23 protein-coding genes are annotated in these 19,328 nt (G+C 65.4%); 6 read left to right on the top strand and 17 right to left on the bottom strand.

What is annotated here, in order from left to right; translation table 11 throughout:
- Positions 1–276 precede the first annotated feature (276 nt).
- Positions 277–540: a hypothetical protein gene (locus tag B2J86_RS06680; protein ID WP_173024995.1), complete on the bottom strand. Its 264-nt coding sequence runs from the start codon at positions 538–540 to the stop codon at positions 277–279.
- A gap of 475 nt (positions 541–1,015) precedes the next feature.
- Here B2J86_RS06680 and rpoH point away from each other — a divergent pair, with 475 nt between their 5' ends.
- The gene (gene rpoH / locus B2J86_RS06670) at positions 1,016–1,951 is read left to right on the top strand and encodes an RNA polymerase sigma factor RpoH (RefSeq protein WP_169168595.1); all 936 of its coding nucleotides are present in this window, start codon (positions 1,016–1,018) and stop codon (positions 1,949–1,951) included.
- Positions 1,952–2,074: 123 nt separating this feature from the next.
- Positions 2,075–3,064: a tripartite tricarboxylate transporter substrate binding protein gene (locus B2J86_RS06665; protein WP_173025018.1), complete on the top strand. Its 990-nt coding sequence runs from the start codon at positions 2,075–2,077 to the stop codon at positions 3,062–3,064.
- A 57-nt stretch (positions 3,065–3,121) separates the two neighbouring features.
- Here B2J86_RS06665 and B2J86_RS06660 read toward each other — a convergent pair whose 3' ends face one another.
- The 5 genes from B2J86_RS06660 to B2J86_RS06640 are packed head-to-tail and all read right to left on the bottom strand — an operon-like array spanning position 3,122 to position 7,299.
- A complete protein-coding gene (locus tag B2J86_RS06660; RefSeq protein ID WP_169168597.1) occupies positions 3,122–3,733 on the bottom strand; it encodes an SCO family protein in 612 nt (203 codons plus the stop codon).
- Positions 3,734–3,739: 6 nt separating this feature from the next.
- Positions 3,740–4,636: a heme o synthase gene (gene cyoE / locus B2J86_RS06655; protein WP_169168598.1), complete on the bottom strand. Its 897-nt coding sequence runs from the start codon at positions 4,634–4,636 to the stop codon at positions 3,740–3,742.
- Positions 4,633–5,880, bottom strand: coding sequence for a heme A synthase (locus B2J86_RS06650; RefSeq protein ID WP_169168599.1), 1,248 nt, complete (start codon positions 5,878–5,880; stop codon positions 4,633–4,635). The genes cyoE and B2J86_RS06650 overlap by 4 nt, the downstream gene beginning before the upstream one ends.
- On the bottom strand, positions 5,880–6,617 hold the full coding sequence (locus B2J86_RS06645; protein WP_173025017.1) for a hypothetical protein: 738 nt from the start codon (positions 6,615–6,617) through the stop codon (positions 5,880–5,882). The genes B2J86_RS06650 and B2J86_RS06645 overlap by 1 nt, the downstream gene beginning before the upstream one ends.
- Positions 6,565–7,299, bottom strand: a complete 735-nt coding sequence (locus tag B2J86_RS06640; protein WP_173025016.1) for an SURF1 family protein — start codon at positions 7,297–7,299, stop codon at positions 6,565–6,567. The genes B2J86_RS06645 and B2J86_RS06640 overlap by 53 nt, the downstream gene beginning before the upstream one ends.
- 45 nt (positions 7,300–7,344) lie before the next feature.
- Between B2J86_RS06640 and B2J86_RS06635 the strand changes: the two genes are divergently transcribed.
- Entirely contained in the window at positions 7,345–7,569 is a 225-nt protein-coding gene (locus tag B2J86_RS06635; RefSeq protein WP_173025015.1) for a twin transmembrane helix small protein, read from the top strand.
- Between the two features lie 81 nt (positions 7,570–7,650).
- Here B2J86_RS06635 and B2J86_RS06630 read toward each other — a convergent pair whose 3' ends face one another.
- From B2J86_RS06630 to B2J86_RS06605, 7 genes are all read right to left on the bottom strand, one after another.
- Entirely contained in the window at positions 7,651–8,532 is an 882-nt protein-coding gene (locus B2J86_RS06630) for a cytochrome c oxidase subunit 3 (protein WP_169168603.1), read from the bottom strand.
- Positions 8,533–8,585: 53 nt separating this feature from the next.
- Positions 8,586–8,807, bottom strand: a complete 222-nt coding sequence (locus tag B2J86_RS06625) for a DUF2970 domain-containing protein (RefSeq protein ID WP_169168604.1) — start codon at positions 8,805–8,807, stop codon at positions 8,586–8,588.
- Entirely contained in the window at positions 8,804–9,424 is a 621-nt protein-coding gene (locus B2J86_RS06620; protein WP_169168605.1) for a cytochrome c oxidase assembly protein, read from the bottom strand. The genes B2J86_RS06625 and B2J86_RS06620 overlap by 4 nt, the downstream gene beginning before the upstream one ends.
- 9 nt (positions 9,425–9,433) lie before the next feature.
- Positions 9,434–9,544 carry a cytochrome oxidase small assembly protein gene (locus B2J86_RS17990; protein WP_216842313.1) on the bottom strand — a complete coding sequence of 37 codons (111 nt, stop codon included), beginning with the start codon at positions 9,542–9,544 and terminating at the stop codon, positions 9,434–9,436.
- Between the two features lie 11 nt (positions 9,545–9,555).
- A complete protein-coding gene (gene ctaD / locus B2J86_RS06615; RefSeq protein WP_173025014.1) occupies positions 9,556–11,187 on the bottom strand; it encodes a cytochrome c oxidase subunit I in 1,632 nt (543 codons plus the stop codon).
- Positions 11,188–11,217: 30 nt separating this feature from the next.
- Entirely contained in the window at positions 11,218–12,387 is a 1,170-nt protein-coding gene (coxB, locus tag B2J86_RS06610) for a cytochrome c oxidase subunit II (RefSeq protein WP_169168607.1), read from the bottom strand.
- 391 nt (positions 12,388–12,778) lie between these two features.
- Positions 12,779–13,678, bottom strand: a complete 900-nt coding sequence (locus B2J86_RS06605; protein WP_169168608.1) for a class I SAM-dependent methyltransferase — start codon at positions 13,676–13,678, stop codon at positions 12,779–12,781.
- A 63-nt stretch (positions 13,679–13,741) separates the two neighbouring features.
- Here B2J86_RS06605 and B2J86_RS06600 point away from each other — a divergent pair, with 63 nt between their 5' ends.
- From B2J86_RS06600 to B2J86_RS06590, 3 genes are all read left to right on the top strand, one after another.
- Positions 13,742–14,467, top strand: coding sequence for a phosphoribosyltransferase family protein (locus tag B2J86_RS06600; RefSeq protein ID WP_169168609.1), 726 nt, complete (start codon positions 13,742–13,744; stop codon positions 14,465–14,467).
- Between the two features lie 55 nt (positions 14,468–14,522).
- Positions 14,523–15,008 (top strand): tRNA (cytidine(34)-2'-O)-methyltransferase, encoded by a 486-nt coding sequence (locus tag B2J86_RS06595; RefSeq protein WP_169168610.1) that lies wholly within the window; start codon positions 14,523–14,525, stop codon positions 15,006–15,008.
- Positions 15,009–15,363: 355 nt separating this feature from the next.
- The gene (locus tag B2J86_RS06590; RefSeq protein ID WP_169168611.1) at positions 15,364–15,687 is read left to right on the top strand and encodes a DUF4148 domain-containing protein; all 324 of its coding nucleotides are present in this window, start codon (positions 15,364–15,366) and stop codon (positions 15,685–15,687) included.
- A 24-nt stretch (positions 15,688–15,711) separates the two neighbouring features.
- Here the strand turns inward: B2J86_RS06590 and B2J86_RS06585 are convergent, their stop codons facing one another.
- From B2J86_RS06585 to B2J86_RS06570, 4 genes are all read right to left on the bottom strand, one after another.
- On the bottom strand, positions 15,712–16,167 hold the full coding sequence (locus B2J86_RS06585) for a MaoC family dehydratase (protein WP_169168612.1): 456 nt from the start codon (positions 16,165–16,167) through the stop codon (positions 15,712–15,714).
- Between the two features lie 70 nt (positions 16,168–16,237).
- Positions 16,238–17,470 (bottom strand): ergothioneine biosynthesis protein EgtB, encoded by a 1,233-nt coding sequence (egtB, locus tag B2J86_RS06580; protein ID WP_173025085.1) that lies wholly within the window; start codon positions 17,468–17,470, stop codon positions 16,238–16,240.
- A gap of 32 nt (positions 17,471–17,502) precedes the next feature.
- Entirely contained in the window at positions 17,503–18,465 is a 963-nt protein-coding gene (gene egtD / locus B2J86_RS06575) for an L-histidine N(alpha)-methyltransferase (RefSeq protein WP_173025084.1), read from the bottom strand.
- Between the two features lie 138 nt (positions 18,466–18,603).
- Positions 18,604–19,245, bottom strand: a complete 642-nt coding sequence (locus tag B2J86_RS06570) for a LysE family transporter (RefSeq protein ID WP_169168613.1) — start codon at positions 19,243–19,245, stop codon at positions 18,604–18,606.
- Between the last annotated feature and the right edge of the window lie 83 nt (positions 19,246–19,328).

The following is a 19,328-nucleotide window of genomic DNA, read 5'->3' as shown; positions in this document are numbered from 1 at the left end:
AGGCAAAATGCCTTGAAACAATATCTCTTTTCCCGCCCGCAAATGGAACGCATGCCGCATGCGCGGGAATATACGCGCTGAACCCTGAAATTCCCCACACCGCAGAACTGCTTCCATGGCGGGTGGCACTCGCCCCCATAAAAACTGGAGTCCTGCATTAAGGAAAAGTGCAAAGGCACCGGCCGCGGTGTTGCAAGCCATGGGCCAGCGCGGGCAACGCAGCGAGGTGCCCCCGCTGGGGCACCCTTCCATCACAGTGGTTGGGGGCGCTTGGCCTCAACGGTCGTTTTTGTGGCTCTGGCGTCCCGCTTCCACATGCTGTTCGTGGCTGCCGCCTTGTGTCTTGCCAGCCGAGCCTGCCGCCGCGCTTCCGCCACTGCCCCCTGAACTGGATTTGCCTGTCCCGGACTTGCCCGACATGTCGGACGTCCCAGGCTTGGCAGAGGATTTGTCGGAGCTGTGGCTGCCTTGGCCCTTGCCACCATGCTGACCGCCGCTGGCGGTGTGCTGATTATGGCCCTGGGGGTTATTGGTTGACATAAACATTCTCCTGAATGAAAAACAATGCACAGCAGGGAAATTCTTGCTGCGCCGGCATTGTTTTATAATCAATCCATGGTTTATGCCAGCGCGCTCCTACTTTTGTGTAGGCCTTGGCCGATGCCACGATACAAAAAGTAATTTCCTGAACCAAGAAGAAATATTGGGAAAATACGCCAATATCCTTGCTCGGGTTGAAACATCGGTCTGCAGGCATTATCCATGCAACCAAAATGCTACTGCTCAATCCAACGTTTTTGGTACGCTTCTGATGCCCGGTTCCACAATGCTGCAGGGTGGGGTCTTTATCGGCGTTGGATGATCTGGTCGGTGACCTTGCCCAGTGCACAACCCTCCCCTTCCGCACCCTGGGTTGGAGGCAGGATTTTTCTGACAAGCGGACAGGAACTCTGCCTTTAGCAGTCTCTCTAACAGAGTGCTAACATGAACCATCGATAACGTAAAGGACCCCTGAATGGTGACTCCCACTGGATCCGCTGCCACTGCCTTGGCCCCTGCCAATCCTTGGGCTTTGGTGCCGCCGCTGGGCAATCTTGATGCATACATTTCTGCAGCCAACCGCATTCCGCTGCTGACGCTCGAAGAAGAGCAGGCTGCAGCGCGCGCGCTGCGCACCCACAACGACCTCGATGCCGCTGGCCGGCTGGTGATGTCGCACCTGCGCCTGGTGGTGTCCATTTCGCGCCAGTACCTGGGCTACGGCCTGCCGCACGGCGACCTGATCCAGGAAGGCAACGTGGGTCTGATGAAAGCCGTCAAGCGCTTCGACCCCGACCAGGGTGTGCGCCTGGTGAGCTATGCGATGCACTGGATCAAGGCCGAAATCCACGAATACATCCTGAAGAACTGGCGCATGGTGAAGGTGGCCACCACCAAGGCGCAGCGCAAGCTGTTCTTCAATCTGCGCTCCATGAAGCAGGGCTTCAAGGCCGGCGCACTCGACGCCGACACGCACCGCAACACGCTGTCCGAGAACGAGATCGACCTCGTGGCCGACCGGCTCAACGTCAAGCGCGAAGAGGTGATGGAGATGGAAACCCGCATGTCGGGCGGCGATGTGCTGCTCGACCCGGCCCCGTCCGACGATGGCGAGCAGGCCTTTGGCCCGATCGCCTACCTGGCCGATGCCGCCCACGAGCCCACGGCCATGATCGAATCGCGCCAGCGCGACGTGCTCTCGACCGAAGGCATTGCCACGGCACTGTCGGGCTTGGACGAACGCAGCCGGCGCATCGTCGAGGAGCGTTGGCTCAAGGTCAACGACGACGGCTCGGGCGGTATGACGCTGCACGAACTCGCCGCGGTCTATGGCGTGAGCGCCGAGCGCATCCGCCAGATCGAGTCCGCCGCCATGAAGAAAATGAAAAAGACGCTGGCCGAGTACGCCTGAACCCGCGCCACCGGCCTGCGGTACGCGGGCGCAGTGGCGATAATCCGAGCGCGCAATCCATGGGTTGCGCGCTTTTTTTCTTGCGGCGCACCCTGCCCCGCGCCCTGCTTCCAAGGAGTCCCCATGCCCCCCTGCCCCGTTCGCCGCGCCACGCTGGTGCTGGCACTTGCCGCTGCGTGCGGCGCCGCCTCGGCCCAGACCGCGCCTGCCACGCCCGGCTGGCCCAGCAAGCCGCTGAAGATCGTGGTGGGCTTTCCGGGCGGCTCGTCGCCCGACCTGGTGGCGCGCACGCTGGCAGAGCCGCTGGCCAAGGCCCTGGGTCAGCCCGTGATCGTGGAAAACAAGGTGGGCGCTGGAGGCAACATTGCCGCCGACGCCGTGGCCCGCGCCACCGACGACCACACCATCGGCGTGATGATCAACGGCAACATGACGATCGCCAAACTCATCAACCCCAAGGTGAGCTACGACCCGCTCAAGGACCTGGCGCCCATCAGCCTGGTGGGCACCGCCCCACTGGCACTGGCGGCGCCGGCCAATGCCCCGGGCGCCACGGCGCAAGAGTTTCTGGCCGCCGCGCGCAGTGCAGGCGACCAGTGGAGCTACGGCACGCCCGGCGTGGGCACGGTGGCGCACATCGGCATGGAACTGCTCAAGGGCCAGACCGGCATGCAGCCCGTGCATGTGCCCTACCCCAGCAACCCGCAGGTCATCAACGCCATCATTGGCGGGCAGATCCAGCTGGCCCTGCTGCCCCCGGCCATGGCGGCGGCGCAGGCGCGTGCCGGCAAGCTGCGCGTGATCGGCGTCACATCCAGCAGCCGCAGCACGCTGGTGCCTGAGTACCCGAGCCTGGCCGAGGCCGGCGTGAAAGACTTCAACCTGGAAATCTGGAACGCCGTGGCCGGCCCGCGCGTGTTGCCCGCGCCCGTGGTGGCGCGCCTGTCGGCGTTGTTCAGCGAGATCGCGCGCAGCCCGGACGTGCGCGCCAAGCTGTTCCAGCAGGGCTGGCAGGTGACCGGCACCACGGCCGAGGGCCTGGCGCGCCGCATCCAAAGCGACGCACAGCTGCTCGGAGGCGTGATCAAGGCGCGCGGCATCACGGCCGAATAAGCCTGCCGCCCCGGCCGGCCCCAGCGCCTGCGCTGCCCGGGCGGCGGTGCAGCGCAGTCAGCCGGCTTCGTGCAGCAGCGCGCGCACATCGGCCGCGAGGGCCTGCGTGCCGCTGCCATAGCGGTGGTAGACCCGCAGGCGGCCTTGCGGGTCGTACACGTAGCTGCCCGCCGAATGGTCCATGGTGTAACTGGTCGGGGTCTTGCCGTCGACCTTCTTGTAATAGATCTTGAAGTCCTTGGCGACGGCAGCAATCTCTGCAGGGCTGCCGCTGAGCGCCAGAAAGCTCGGGTCGAAGTTGGCCATGTAGGCCTTGAGCATCTCGGGCGTGTCGCGCTCGGGGTCCACGGTCACGAAGATGCCCTGCAGCCGCTCGCCGTCGGCGCCCAGCTGCTGCTTGACTTCGGCCAGCTCCTGCATTGAGGTCGGGCAGACATCGGGGCACTGGGTGAAGCCAAAGAACACCACCACCACCTTGCCGCGAAAGTCCTGCAGATGGCGCGCCTGGCCGTTGTGGTCGGTCAGCGGCAGGTCGCGCGCATAGTCGGCGCCCGTGATGTCCACGCCGCGGAATTCGGGCTTGGCCTTGGAACAAGCACCTAAAAGCACTGTAACGCTTGCTGGTATTGCGCAAGCAGCTATTAATTTAAGAGCATTTCGTTTCAACATGGTGTCTCACAAAGCGTAGTGGTCCACCAGCAGCGCGGCAAACAGCACGCTCAGGTGGATCAGCGAAAAGCGAAAGGTCTTGCGCGCCAGGGCGTCGGAATAGTCGCGCCACAACAGGAATCCATAGGCGCAGAAGCCGGCACTGAGCACCACGGCGGCCGCCAGGTAGATCCATGAGCTCATGCCGTAGACGAAGGGCATCAGGCAGCCGGCGAACAGGATCAGCGTGTACAGGAACACCTGCAGCCGCGTGAACTCGTTGCCGTGCGTCACGGGCAGCATCGGCAGGCCCGACTTGCGGTAGTCCTCGACGCGGTACAGCGCCAGCGCCCAGAAGTGCGGCGGCGTCCACAGGAAGATGATGAGGAACAGGATCAGCGCCTCGGGCCCCACGTCGCCGCGCAGCGCGGCCCAGCCGAGCACGGGCGGCATGGCGCCCGAGGCGCCGCCGATCACGATGTTCTGGGGCGTGAGCGGCTTGAGCACCAGGGTGTAGATGACGGCGTAGCCCACGAAGGTGGCAAAGGTGAGCCACATGGTCAGTGGGTTGATCCAGGCATAGAGCACGGCCGAGCCCGCGGCGCACAGCGCGGCAGAGAACACCAGCGCCTGGGTGTCCGACAGCTGGCCCTTGGCGGTGGGGCGCCACGCGGTGCGCTTCATCTTGGCGTCGATGGTTTTCTCGACCAGGCAGTTGAAGGCGGCCGCCGCACCGGCGACGAGCCAGATGCCCGCACAGGCCACGGCCATCTTCAGCAACTCGGCCGCCGTGGGCAGGCCGGGCACGGCCAGCACCATGCCAATGAGTGCGCAAAACACGATGAGTTGCACCACGCGCGGCTTGGTCAGCGCGTAGTACTGCGCCAGGCGCGAGGGTTCGGAAAAGGCGGTGGCGGTGCTCATGCGGAAACTCTCGGTGCGCCAGCGTGCGCACGGTCATCGGTCAGGGGGTCGCTGGCTCGGCGGGCCATGCGGCTGGAACTCAGGGCCCAGGTCAGCACCACCACCAGCGCGGCGGCGCCCCCGGTGTGCAGCACGGCCGCGATCAGCGGCCAGTCGAGCACCACGTTGCTCAGGCCCGTGGCAAATTGCAGCCCTGCCAGGCCGGCGATCCAGCGCGCCTGCGCCCCCCACAGGGCGCCCGGCGCACCGGCTGGAGCGCGGCGCGCCGCCAGGCGCAGGCGCCAGGCCAACAGGCCCAGCATCGGCAGGACCGCATAGGCCACGAGGCGGTGCGCATAGTGGATGGCCGTGAGGGCCGCAAAGCTGACGTGGCTGCCGTCCTGGAGCACCCCCAGGGCGCGCCAGACCTCGAAGCCCTGCGCGAAATCCATGGCGGGCCACCAGCTGCCCTGGCACAACGGGAACGTGCTGCACGCCAGCACGGCGTAGTTGGTGCTGACCCAGCCGCCGAGCAGCACCTGCAGGGCCACGGCGGCGGCCGTCAGCGCCATCAGAGCGCGCAAGCCCGGCGCCAACACGGCAGGCGCCAGGCCCTGGGCCCACTGCGTGTGCTGCACGGCCTGCACGCACAGCAGGGCCAGCAGCACCAGGCCACCGGCGAGGTGCAGCGTCACAATCGCCGGAAACAGCTTCATGGTCACGGTGAGCGCACCAAAAGCACCCTGCAGGCACACCCACACCAGGGTGGCAGTGGGCCACCAGGGACTGGGCAGTGGCACTGCGTTCTGCGCGCCGCCGTCCGATGGAACGCGCTGCGGGCGCAGCCGCAGCCACTGGCGCCAGGCCAGCGCCGTGAGCACCATGATGAGCACGCCCACGCTGGTGGCCAGATAACGGTGCACCATCTCCACCCAGGCCTTGCCATGGGTCACCGGCCCCGTGGGCATGGCCGTTTGGGCGGCCGAGATTTCTGCGTGCGCGCCCACCGGACTGGCGTTGCCGTAGCAGCCCGGCCAATCGGGGCAGCCCAGGCCCGAGTCGGTCAGCCGCGTGAACGCGCCAAAGAGCACCAGGTCGAAGGTGAGAAACAGCGTCAGCACCGTGAGCGCCTGCAGCCGGCGGCCGCGCGCGCCGCCCGCATGGCGACGCCACACCCACACCAATGGACCCAGCGCGATCACCACGCCGAGCAGCATCAGCTCCAGCAGCGGAGCCAGGTCGTACAGAGGCTGCGCGTCCGCCATCAGGGCTTCTCCGCACGCCCTGCGGTGTCCCACGAGGCCGATGCGCGCAGCAGGCGGTCGAGGTCGCGCTTGGCCTTGGCGGCTGCGGGCGCGTCCATGCCGGCAGGAAAGCGCATCATCCAGTTGCCCATGGGGTCGACCACGTACAGGTGCTCGGACAGCGCATGGCCGCTGGCAGGCTGCAGCCACTGCGCAAGCGGTGCGGCATCCACGCGCAGCACCGTCGCCTGGCGCAGGCCCGGCGCCATGGCGGCGGGCGGCGGGGCGTCGTCCGTGACCAACCAGATCCAATCGAGGCGGTCCTTTTCCTTGCCCAGGCTTTCGCGCAATTGGCGCTGCAGGTACAGGTGGTTCTGGCAGGCCGCATCGCAGGCACCGGGGGCCACGCTCACCAGCAGCCATTGGTCCTTGAGCGCGCGCAGGCTGGCCGTCTGGCCATCGAGGCTGGTGGTGACCAGGTCGGGCATGGGGCGCTGCGGCTGGACCAGTTCACCGTAGTTGCGCCGGCCTTCGGGACGCACGACGTAATAGGTCAAATAGGAGGCAATGACCGGGGCAGCGCACACCAGCAGCAGGCCCAGCATCTTCCAGCGCGCGTGGCGGCTTTTTTGTGCCGCCGCCACCGCAGCACCCGCGGGCGGCAGGCTGTGCACGGTCAGGCCCAGGGGCTGGGCGCTGCCCGCCTCAGGCGGCGGGGCGGCTGCGGCGGAAACGTCGGACAAGTTGGAACCAGACATAGAGAATTGCAATCAGGCCGCTGAGCCCGAACCATTGAAAGGCATAGCCGTAGTGTTTTTCGACGCCGGAGTTGACGGCGGGCCAGTCGCGCTGCAAACCATCGCCCGAAGCGCCCGTTTGCAGCACGGAGACATCTGCCAAAGGCAGGTCCGTTTCGGCGCGGAACGCGGCCAGATCGAGATTTTGCCGGATACGCGAAGACCCCTGTGCCTCGGGGTCGCCGCTGAATTCGTACAGCCTCGACGGCGGCGGCGCAATGCGACCCTCTACCAGCACTTCTTCCTGCGGGCTGTCCACGGCAGGCAGGGCCGTGCGGTCCTGGAAGTTGCGCGGCACCCAGCCGCGCTGAACCAGCACGACGGTGGGGCTGTGGGCCAACTGCAGTGGCGTCACGACAAAGAAACCCGGCCGGCCGTGCATCTGGCGGTTGTCCAGGTACAGCGTGTAGCGCGAGAGCCAGCGCCCCTGCAGCGCCACGCGGCGGTGCAGCACGCGCGCCAGCGCCGCGCCACCATCCACCCCGTCCAGCGCCGCAGCGCCCAGCGGCGGCAGTTGCGCACGCTGCTCGATCGCGGTTTGCAGCGCCTCTTTTTGCGCTGCCCGGGCTAGCTGCCAGCGGCCCAGCGATGCGGTGGCTGCAACGCCCACGCCAGCGGCCAATGCCACAATCCAAAAACGCACATTCGGTCGCAAACGGGTGGCAGAGGTCACGGGATAATGCGCTCCATGAAATATTTCGTGGTGATCGCCTTCCTGGCCATTCTGGCCAGCCTGGGCTCTGCGCTCTTCTTCATGATGCGCAATGGCCGCGACAACAAGGCCCAGAGCGGCCGCATGGCCAAGGCACTGGCTTGGCGCGTGGGACTGTCCATTGTGCTGTTCGTCTGCATTTTGCTGGCCTGGAAGCTTGGGTACATCCAGCCTACCGGCTTGCCGGCCGGCCCACGGTAACCGGGGACACTCCCATCGGCGGTCCGCGCAAGGGCCAGCAAAAAGGCGCCTTGCGGCGCCTTGGGGGTTGGCATGGCGTGTTTACATCCAGTAGACAACGAGGTACAGCCCCAGCCAAACCACGTCCACGAAGTGCCAGTACCAGGCGGCACCTTCAAACCCAAAGTGTTTGTCGGCGGTGAAATGGCCTTTTTGCAGGCGCAGCGTGATGGTCAGCAGCATCAACATGCCCAGGAACACATGGAAGCCATGGAAGCCGGTCAGCATGAAAAATGTGGAGCCAAAGATGCCCGAGTTCAGCTTCAGGTTCAGGTCGGTGTACAGGTGGTAGTACTCGTAGCCTTGCACGCACAGGAAGGTGAAGCCCAGCAGCACCGTGATCCACATGAACGCGATGGTTTTGGCGCGCTGACTTTCACGCAGCGCGTGGTGGGCGATGGTCAGCGTGACGCCGGAGCTCAGCAGCAAAGCCGTGTTGATGGTGGGCAGCCAGAATGGTCCGACGGTCTGGAACGGCTCGACGATGCCAGCGGGCGAAGCGGTCACGCCAACGGCCATGCTGGGCCACACCGCCTTGAAGTCCGGCCACAGCAAAGCATTGTCAAGACTGCCCAGGGCCGGCACCGAGTGCGCACGCGCCCACCACAGGGCGGTGAAGAAGGCCCCGAAAAACATGACCTCCGAGAAGATGAACCAGCTCATGCTCCAGCGGTAGGACAGGTCGACCTTGTGACCGTAGAGCCCCCCTTCGCTTTCCTGGGCCGCATCGCGGAACCACTGGTACAGCACGAACAGCCACCACGCCAGCCCCAAAGCCAGCGAATACTTGCCCCAGTCGTGGCCATTGATCCACTGGCTGGCACCCAGGATGACGAAGAACAGCCCTGCCGCCGCCATGACGGGATGGCGCGACTCGGCGGGCACAAAATAGTACGGCGTTGCGCCTTGGGTTGATGCACTCATTTCAGCTCCTGACTCTCTATATCTTTGTATTTGGTTTTGCGTGCCTTGGCACTTCAAACGACCCAGTTGACCACGGCGATCAGCGCGAACACCAGCAGGAAAAACGCCACCAGCCCGACGGCAATGATGTGCAGCGGGTTGATTCTTTCCAGGTCCTTCTGGTACTCGCTGCCCTTGCGCAGGCCGATGAAGGCCCACGCCACCGCCCGGATGGTGCGCAGCAATGAACCTTTGCGGCGCAGCGCCTGCTGGTCGTTTCCGTGCTCTTCGCTCACGACCCCGCCCCTTGCAACCCCAGGCCGCTCACGGCCGCGGTCGATGGCGGCGCAGGCGGCGTCTTGCCTCCGACCTCAAAGAAGGTGTAGGAGAGCGTGATGGTCGTGACATCCTTGGACAGCCGCGGATCGATCACGAAGGCCACCGGCCATTCCTTTTTCTCGCCCGGCTCCAGCGTGTACTGGTTGAAGCAAAAGCACTCGAGCTTGGTGAAGTGCGCAGCGGCGCGCGCCGGTGCATAGCTGGGGATGGCCTGGGCGGCCATGCGGCGGTTCTGCACGTTCTGGAATTCGTACATCACGGTGGACAGCTCGCCCGGATGCACCTTCATGGAACGCACGGCTGGCTTGAACTCCCAGGGCCCGCGCGCATTCGCATCGAATTCGACCGTGATGGTGCGGCTCGTATCGACCTGCGTGTTGGCCGGCAGTCGCACATTGCGTCCCGCCGCCCCATTGCCCGGCACCTGGCGTTCGGACAGCGTCAGTATGTTGATACCGGTCATCTCGCAAATGCGCTGGTAGATCGGAATCAGCGCATAGCCAAAGGCAAACATGCCAAACGCAATCACGGCCAGCTTACCGACCATTTTGGCGTTTTCACGGCGAATGTTCATGTCTGGTGCTCAACGGGTCAGCAAGGCAATTTTCACCAGAAACCCGACGAAAAACGCCACCGCAATGGATGCCAATACGAGCGCCATGCGCAGATTGCGTTTTTTTTGCTCGGGTGTCATGGGCATGGTCTTCAACCAATCACGCGGGTGGCCGTGGCATCGAGCTTGGGAGGTGTCTCGAAGGTGTGGAACGGCGCTGGCGAAGGCACTTCCCACTCCAGCCCCTCTGCGCCATCCCATGGCTTGGACGGTGCTTGCACGCCCTTGCCGCGCATGGCCGGCAAAACGACGAACAGGAAGAAGTAGACCTGGGCAATACCAAAGCCAAAGGCACCGACACTGACGATGGCGTTGAAGTCGGCAAACTGCATGGGGTAATCGGCATAGCGGCGGGGCATGCCGGCCAATCCCAGGAAGTGCATCGGGAAGAAAGTGATGTTGAACGAAATCAGCGACCACCAGAAGTGGATCTGCCCGTGGCGCTCGCTGTACATCCGCCCGGTCCACTTGGGCAGCCAATAGTAGGTGCCGGCAAACATGGCAAACAGCGAGCCTGCCACCAGCACGTAGTGGAAGTGGGCCACCACATAGTAGGTGTCCTGCAGCTGGATGTCGATGGGCGCCATCGCCAGGATCAGACCCGTGAAGCCGCCGATCGTGAACACGAAGATGAAGCCGATAGCGAACAGCATCGGTGTCTCGAACGTCATCGAGCCCTTCCACATCGTCGCGACCCAGTTGAAGATCTTCACGGCCGTCGGTACCGAGATCAGCATGGTGGCGTACATGAAGAACAGCTGGCCCGTCACCGGCATGCCGGTGGTGAACATGTGGTGCGCCCAGACGATGAACGAGAGGATCGCGATCGACGAGGTCGCATACACCATGGAGGCATAACCGAACAGTTTCTTGCGCGAGAACGCAGGCACGATCTGGCTGACGATGCCGAAGGCCGGCAATATCATGATGTAGACCTCGGGGTGACCGAAGAACCAGAAAATGTGTTGGTACATCACCGGATCACCGCCGCCCGCGGGGTTGAAGAAGCTGGTGCCGAAGTGGCGGTCCGTCAGCGTCATGGTGATGGCGCCGGCCAGCACCGGCATCACGGCAATCAGCAGGTAGGCCGTGATCAGCCAGGTCCAGGCGAACATCGGCATCTTCATCAGCGTCATGCCCGGGGCGCGCATGTTCAAAATGGTCACGATGATGTTGATCGATCCCATGATCGAGCTGGCACCCATGATGTGCATCGCGAAAATGCTCGAATCCATCGATGGGCCCATCTGCAGCGTCAACGGTGCGTACAGCGTCCAGCCCGCGGCGGGGGCACCGCCGGGCATGAAGAACGAGCCCACCAGCATCAGGGCGGCCGGGACCAGCAGCCAGAAGCTGAAGTTGTTCATGCGCGCGAACGCCATGTCGCTGGCGCCGATCTGCAGCGGGATCATCCAGTTCGCGAAGCCTACGAAGGCCGGCATGATGGCGCCAAACACCATGATCAGGCCGTGCATGGTGGTGAGTTGATTGAACAACTCGGGATTCACCAGCTGCAGGCCGGGCTGGAACAGCTCGGCACGGATCATCAGTGCCAGCACGCCGCCGACCATCAGCATGGTGAACGAGAACAACAGGTACAACGTACCAATGTCCTTGTGGTTGGTGGCAAAAAGCCAGCGGCGCCAGCCGGTGGGACCATGGTGGTGGCCGCCGTCGTGTGCGTGGTCACCAGCGTGCCCGGGGTTGTCGAGAACTGCGCTCATATTGGATTCCTCAATGCTTTTCGACGCTGATTACTTGCTGCGCTGTGCCACGACCTCGGCCGGCTGCACCAGCTGGCCAGTTTTGTTGGACCACGAGTTCTTGGTAAAAGTCACCACAGCCGCCAGATCGGTGTCGCTGAGCTGCTTCCACGCAGGCATGGCCCCATTGGCAGCGCCATGGAGAACCACTTGCAGCTGTTTGCCATGGTCGGCATCCACCACGATGGCCGAGCCATCCAGGGGCTTGATCGGACCGGCACCCTTGCCGTTGGCCTGGTGGCAGGCTGCGCAGTTTGCTGCGTAGACCTTTTCACCGCGTTTCATCATGTCTTCCAGCGTCCAGACCTTGCTCGGGTCGTCGAGCTTGGCGGCGGCCTTCTTGCCCTCGGCTTGCACCCACTGGCTGTAATCTTGCGCCGACAGCACCTTGACATGGATGGGCATGTAGGCGTGCTCCTTGCCACACAGCTCGGCGCATTGGCCATAGTAGTCACCCACCTTGTCGGCACGGAACCAGGTGTCGCGCACAAAGCCGGGGATGGCGTCCTGCTTGATGCCGAATGCCGGCACCATGAAGGAGTGGATCACGTCGTTGGCCGTGGTGATGACGCGCACCTTCTTGCCCACAGGCACCACCAGCGGGTTGTCCACCTTGAGCAGGTAGTCGTTGGGCGCATCGGCGACGTTGCCGCTGTTGGACATCTGGCGATGGCTGCTGTCCAGGGTCGAGATGAAGGCCAGACCCTCGCCTTCCCCGTTGATGTAGTCGTAGCCCCACTTCCATTGGTAACCCGTGGCTTTGATGGTGAGGTCGGCATTGGTCGTGTCCTTTTGCGCCACCAGCACCTTGGTCGCAGGCAAGGCCATGAGGACCACGATGATGAACGGAATCACGGTCCAGACCACTTCCACAGTCACGGACTCGTGGAAATTGGCGGGCTTGGCACCCTTGGACTGGCGGTGCTTCCAGATGGAATAGAACATCACGGCGAAGACCGCCACGAAGATCACCGTGCAGATGATCAGCAGCATCCAGTGCAGGAAATGCTGCTCCTCTGCGATCTTGGTGACCGGCGGATGCAGGTTCAATTGGTTGACCGCGGGACCGCCGGGCAGGTCACTGACAGCGTGGGCGGCGGTACCTACCAGGGCCCCTGCCATCCACAGCGCAGAAGCCAGCTTGTTGAAAATGCTCTTCATAGTTCTCACTTACTTCTAAGCCTCAAATAACCTTGCCACGCCTGCCTGGGAAACAGATCGCAATGCCGCCCCACCACCGGCGGACCAGCCGCTGGCACACACTTCACTCAAAAATCTTTGCAGTTACGGACGCGCATGCCCAAAACGACAGGACCTTAAACCGGACCTGTCGCCATGAACACCCCTGAAAACCATCAGTGCGCTGGAGGAATGGCGTCTCATACAGTGCAGGGCACATGCATTGCGTAACAGTGCGTGACCCTGGCTTGCAACGCCGGCGATTGTAGCGCGGCTTGTCCCAGGTCATTGACATTGAAAGTGCGTTCGCAGCAAGGGCGCAATGCTTGCGCCAAGTCATTGACACAGCACCGTGAATTCGGCAGAAAATCGGCTATTTCTGCCCCGCACCGCGCAGCATGGCCCGCATGTCTTGCAAGGACACGGCAGTGTGGGGGTTCACCGGCACGCGCCGTGCCGGCTTGAAGGCGTGGCCATAGACGATTTCGAACGTCAGCGCCAGTTGCCCGTCCTGGCGCGGGTCGGCCAGATGCTGCGCCAGTTCTTGCTGCAGGCGCGCATGCCAGTCTCGCCCGCGCAGCCCCCCGAAACGCTGTGGATGCAGGTTGGCGCCGAGTCCACGCAACTCCTCGAGCAGGCGCGGCGCGCTGGCAAAGGTCAGGGTGATGCGCTCCATGTCCATGACCGGCTCGGCGAACCCCGCCTGCACCAGCATGTCGCCCCAATCGTGCATGTCGGTGAATGCATGGCCAGGCACCGGCCAGCCCAGCTGCGCATACATCGCATGCAGTTCGCGCACGGTGTCCGGGCCCAGGCAGGAAAACATCAGGTAGCCGTTCACTGCGAGCGCGCGGTGCCACTGCGCCATCAGCGCCTGCGGGTCCGGCGCCATGTGCAGCGCCATGTTGGCCCAAAGCATCTGCACGCCCCCCTCGGGCGGCAGTTCAAAGCGCGTGGCCCCGTCCTTCCAGCGCGCGGCACTCCACCAGGGTGCCGCCAGTGCCTTCGCCGCCTGCGGTTGGCGAGAAGGCGCGGTCTCGGCCACGAAGCACTGCGCCTGCGGGTAGCGCTGGCGCACCAGCGCATGGGCCTGCAAGCCGCCGCGCACGGCATCCCAGTGGCACCAGGCCGAGGGCGCCTCGCGGATCCACTGCAAGCGGCCTTCCATGCGCCGGGCCACCTCTTCGTGCAACCAAGGCGACGCCGCTGGCGCGGCAGCATGCCAGCGCGCAGCGGCAATGGGATCGATCGTAGGAGGACGCTCTGGCTGCATGGATGGAAGATGGAATATCGGTAAAGGGAAACGACGCGGGGCGCGCTTATATTGGACACCATCATGTTCAGCCGGATGGCATCAAGGATATCCACGCAGTGGCGCAAGCTGGGCGAGCACCTCCCCAGCCAGTGCGCGGTGTGCCGCGCGTGGCCGGCGCAGCGCGTGTGCGACGCCTGCGCCGCGCGCTTTGCGCCACCCCGGCGGCGCTGCGACCGCTGCGCCGGCTTGCTGGCAGCCCCCGTGCAGCGTTGCGGCGCCTGCCTGCGCGAGCCGCCACCGCTGGACGCGTGCATTGCTGCGGTCGAATACGCCTACCCCTGGACCGGGGCACTGGGCGAATTCAAGTTCCGGGGCGATCCCGGCTGGGCGGGGGCCCTCGCCACGCTGGTGCGCAGCACGCCATGGGCAGAGCCCGCCTTGGAAGCCGCCGACCTGGTGCTGCCCATACCGCTGTCGCACGCGCGCCTGCGCACCCGCGGATTCAACCAGGCGCTTTTGCTGGCGCGCCTGCTGGCGCCCGCCAAGACCGACGCCGCGCTGCTGCTGCGCACCCACGATACCGAGGCCCAGAGCCATTTGACGCGCGCCCAGCGCCTGCGCAACCTGCGCGGCGCCTTTGCCGTTGAACCCCTGCGTGCGCGCCAGCTGCAAGGCACACGGGTGCTGCTGGTCGACGACGTGATGACCACGGGCGCCACACTGCACGCGGCGGCGCTGGCGCTGCGCCAGGCAGGTGCGGCGCACATCACGGGTTTGGTGGTGGCACGCACTGAGCGGCGCGATTGACGCGCACCGACACCCGCAGCGCCAGGCCGCGCCCGGCCGGCACGACAATACGCACATGTTCAATATTGTTCTGGTCGAGCCTGAAATCCCTCCCAATACGGGCAACGTGATCCGGCTGGCGGCCAACACCGGCTGCGCGCTGCACTTGATCGAGCCGCTGGGGTTTTCCATGGAAGACCGGCTGATGCGGCGCGCCGGGCTCGATTACCACGAATACGCAAACGTGCGGCGCCACCCGGGCTGGACTTCCTTTTTGCGCACCATGCAGCCCGATCCGCTGCGCATGTATGTCTTCACCACGCACGGCACCCAGACCGCCTACGAAAGCCGCTTCGAACCCGGCGACTGGCTGGTGTTTGGCGCGGAAACCCGTGGCGTCCCGCCGGAGCTGCGCGAAACCTTTGCACCTGCGCAACGCCTGCGCCTGCCCATGCGGGAGGGCCAACGCAGCCTGAACCTGTCCAATGCCGTGGCGGTGGCCGTGTTCGAGGCCTGGCGCCAGAACGGCTTTGGCACCGTGCCCGCGCGTTCGCAAGCCTGAGCGGCCTGCGGCTGGCTGCAATGCCGCAAAGTGCAGCCTCGAACGATCCATTTCGCCGGGTGGCACAGTCCTGCAGGCTGCCTCTGCGGTGCGAGCCACCTCAGGCCAGGGCACCTGCGCGATGGGCCTCTGAATCACATTTTCGCAACAAAAATGATACCCAATCCGTCATTTACTGACATTGTGGAATTACTTGTTGCGTAATTTGGGGTATTTACTCGGGTTTTCCCTGCCTACAGTGGCTTGGTCGATGACGGACTTCGGAAACAGAAGCTTCACCGAAAAGCGCTCAAGGCACAGGCGATCCACATTTCTTGGGCGCATGGATGTTCAACACACTAGAAGGAACAACACCATGAAAACGCACCTGATTTTCGCTGCCGCCGCCCTTTCACTGGCCGCAGCCGGCGCCCATGCCGCGCCGCACGACACTTCTGGCACCTACGGCGAACAGTACCCCGACTACACCCAGACCATGGCTGGCAGTAGCTTGACGCGCGAAGCCGTCGTCGCCGACCTCATGGAAGCGCGCAGGGCCGGCACCCTGCCGCGCTACGGCGAGTGGGATCAGGACCGTGCCCCGCTGGCTGGCCCACCCAACACCCTGACGCGCGACGCCGTGCGCAGCGAAGGCATGGCCGCCGAACGGGCAGGCACCATCGTCAACGGCGATCAATAAAGAGGGCAGAAGGCTACAGCAGGGTCAGGGGTAGTAGCGCGCCAGCGACTGCGCCACACAGACGGGCTTGTCGGTGCCCTCGCGCTCGACGCTCACATCCCAGGCCATCTGCATGCCGTTGCCCTCGACGGGCTGGCACTCCACTAAACGCAGGTGCGCGCGCAGGCGACTGCCCACGGGCACGGGCGCCGTGAAGCGCACCTTGTTGAGCCCGTAGTTCACACCCATGCCGGTCTGCTCGACGCGCAAGGCCGAGGCGAAGAACTGCGGCAGCAGCGACAGCGTCAGGTAGCCGTGGGCGATCGGCGCCTTGAAGGGTCCGTTGCGCGCACGCTCCACATCGACATGGATCCACTGGTGGTCACCTGTGGCCTGCGCAAACAGGTTGACCTGCTCCTGCGTGATGGTGGTCCAGTCGCTGACCGCGACGTTCTGGCCAACACAGGCGGCCAAGTCTTGCAAAGTGGGAAAGATTCTCATGCCCGCCACTCTAACCCGCCGCGCGCGGCCCGCTGTCGAGCACGGGACAGGCCGTATGAACCGCCCGCACTCACACGCTGCGCGCCAGCCGGATGCCCGAGAACTGCCAGAACGCCGTGGTCGGAAAGAAATTGCGGTAGCTGGCACGCACATGGCCGGCCGGCGTGGCGCACGAGCCCCCGCGCAGCACGTACTGGTTGACCATGAATTTGCCGTTGTATTCGCCAATCGCGCCCGGCCCCGCCTGGAAGCCGGGGTAGGGGCCATAGCTGGTCGCCGTCCATTGCCAGGCCTCACCCCATATCTGCGAGAGGCCTGCGCCGGCGCCGCCCGGGTGCAGCCGGCCGGCATCGGCAAACGGGCCTTGCACCGGCAGCGCAGCGGCCGCGTGCTCCCATTCCGCCTCGGTCGGCAGGCGCGCGCCGCTCCAGCGCGCAAAGGCGTCGGCCTCGTAGTACGTCACATGCACCACCGGCGCGTTGGCATCGAGCGCGCACAGGCCGCCCAGCGTGAACTCGTGCCAGCCGCCGGCCCCGCTGTCGTGCCAATAGCGCGGGTGCGCCAGACCCTCGGCCGCGCGCCAGTCCCAGCCTTCCGACAGCCACCAGGCCGGGTCGGCGTAGCCGCCGGCCGCGATGAAGGCGGCGTATTCCCCATTCGTCACCAGGCGCGAGGCCAGCGCATACGGCGCGAGGTAGACACAGTGGCGCGGCAGTTCGTTGTCGTAGCAAAAGCCGCTGCCGCTGTGGCCGATCTCCACCACCCCGCCGGGGAACGGGTGCCACGCGAGCGGCGCCGGCGCTGCCACGGGCCGCGGCGCGCCTGCGTAGGCCGGGTTCAAAGGGTTGCACCAGAGCAGGTGCTTGATGTCGGTCAGCAGCAGCTCCTGGTGCTGCTGCTCGTGGTGCAGGCCCAGCGCCACGACACCAGCCAGCTCTTGTGTCTGCCCGCTCGCAAGCACCGCGCCCATGCGCCGGTCCACGTCGGCACGGTACTCGAGCACGCGCGCCAGGCTGGGGCGCGTGAGCAGGCCGCGCTGTGGGCGCGGGTGGCGCGCGCCCACGGCCTGGTAATACGAATTGAACAGCACGCGGAACGCACTGTCGAACGGCTGGAAGCCCGGTTCGCAGGCTTCGAGCACAAAGGTCTCGAAGAACCAGGCGGTGTGCGCCAGGTGCCATTTGGCGGGGCTGGCGTCGGGCATCGATTGCACGCAGCAGTCCTCGGCCGACAGCGGCGCGGCCAACGAGAGCGTGCGCGCGCGCACGGCGCGGTAGTCGTGTTCCGAGGGCATCGCGGCCATGGCGGTAGGGGCAGACACGCGCGGCTCCCGCTTCAAGGCCGCGCCAACAGCACGGCGTACCAGCCCTGCGCGTCGATCCACGGCTGCGCCTGCGAAAAGCCGGCGCGCGCCAGCAGGTCGGTGATGCCGCCGAGGCTGTACTTGTGGCTGTTTTCGGTGTGAATCGACTCGCCCCGGCGGAAGGCGCGCGCGTGCCCGGGCCAGCGCACGACCAGATCGCGCAGCGCCCGCAGGTGCATCTCGATGCGCCCGTGCGCGGCGTTGAAGAACGCGTGGTGCTCCCAGTCGCGCTCGGCAAAATCGCTGCCGAGCAGGCGGTTGGCGTGGCGCAGCAGGTTGCGGTTGAACGCCGCGGTGACGCCCGCGGCATCGTTGTAGGCGGCTTCCAGCACGGGCACCGGCTTGAGCAGGTCCACGCCGAGCAGCAGTGCGCCGTCGCGGCCGAGCAGCCGCCGCATGCGCCGCAGCAGGTCGAGCGCCTGCGGCGGGTCGAAGTTGCCGATCGACGACCCGGGATAGAACACCACGCGCCGCTCGCACGGCACGTCGGCTGGCAGCGCCAGCTCGGCCGTCAGGTCGGCCGCCAGCGCGCTCACCTGCACCGCCGGGCAGGCAGCCTGCAGGCGGCGCGCGCCCTCGCGGAGGCACTCCACCGAGATGTCCAGCGCGACGAAGCGGGCCGGCGCCAGCAGGCTGCACAGCTGGCGCGCCTTGTCGCAGTTGCCTGCGCCCCATTCGATCACGGTGGCGCCGGGGGCGATCTCGCCTGCCAACGCCACGGCGTGGGTGGACAGGATGTGCTGCTCGGTGCGCGTGGGGTAGTACTCGGGCAGGCGCGTGATCTGCTCGAACAGCGCCGAACCCCGCGCGTCATAAAAGTACTTGGGCGAGGCCGTGGCCGGCGTGGCCAGCAGGCCGGCGGCCAGGTCGGCGTGCGGCCCGTGCGCTTCTGCGGTGGGCACCGCGGCAGGTGCCAGTTCCTCGGGGCTGTCCATCCAAGCCATCGTGGCCTCCTTGGAAGTGCATGGGCCCGCCCGCTTGCCGCGGGCAGGCCCGTTTTCATGGCAAAAACGCCATCAACGCCCGTCCCCAGGACGTTTTAAGCTATTGAAACAATAGCTAATGCCGGGCGCTCAACCCGTGCGGGTGCCGCGCTGCACAAAAAACAGCCCGGCGCCCACGGCCATGAGCAGGCCGCCAAACACCCGGTTTTGCGCCCGCACGGCGCGCGCGCTGCGCAGCAGGCGGCGCAGCGCGCTGGCGCTGGCCGCGTAGCCGTGCATGACCACGACGTCCACGGCCACCATGGTGGCCGCGAGGATCAGCAGCTGCGGCGCCAGCGGCCGCTGCTCGGTCAGGAACTGCGGCAGCACCGCGACCATGAAGATGATGCCCTTGGGGTTGGTGGCGTTGGTCAGAAACCCCGTCATGCAGCGCTGTTGCCAGCGGCTGGCGGGCGCGGCGCCCGCGCTGCCCGGCAGGGCCACGGCGCCGCTGGCGCGCCACTGGCTCCAGCCGACATAGATCAGGTAGCACGCGCCGAGCACCTTGACGGTGCTGAACGCCACTTCGGACGCCAGCAGCAGCGAGCCCACGCCCGCGCCGGCGATCAGCAAGATCAACAGCAGCCCCAACTGCAGGCCCGCGATGGTGGCGCCCGTGCGGCGCACCCCGTACGACAGACCATGGCTCATGGACAGGACCGCGCCCGAACCCGGCGACACCGCGATCACGCACGCCGCCGCGAAAAAGGCCAACCAAGTGTGCAAGTCCATCGGTGGGGTGGTGTTTCAGAAGGAGGCTGGCATCTTATCAACGCCGGCCGGCGCAGCGCCAAAAAAATGGTAAAAAAGCCTTC

The organism is Acidovorax sp. SRB_14 (assembly GCF_012932145.1).
GTDB lineage: Bacteria > Pseudomonadota > Gammaproteobacteria > Burkholderiales > Burkholderiaceae_C > Simplicispira.
The sequence above is the reverse complement of the archived record's forward strand: the minus strand, read 5'-3'. Positions and strand labels throughout refer to the sequence as shown.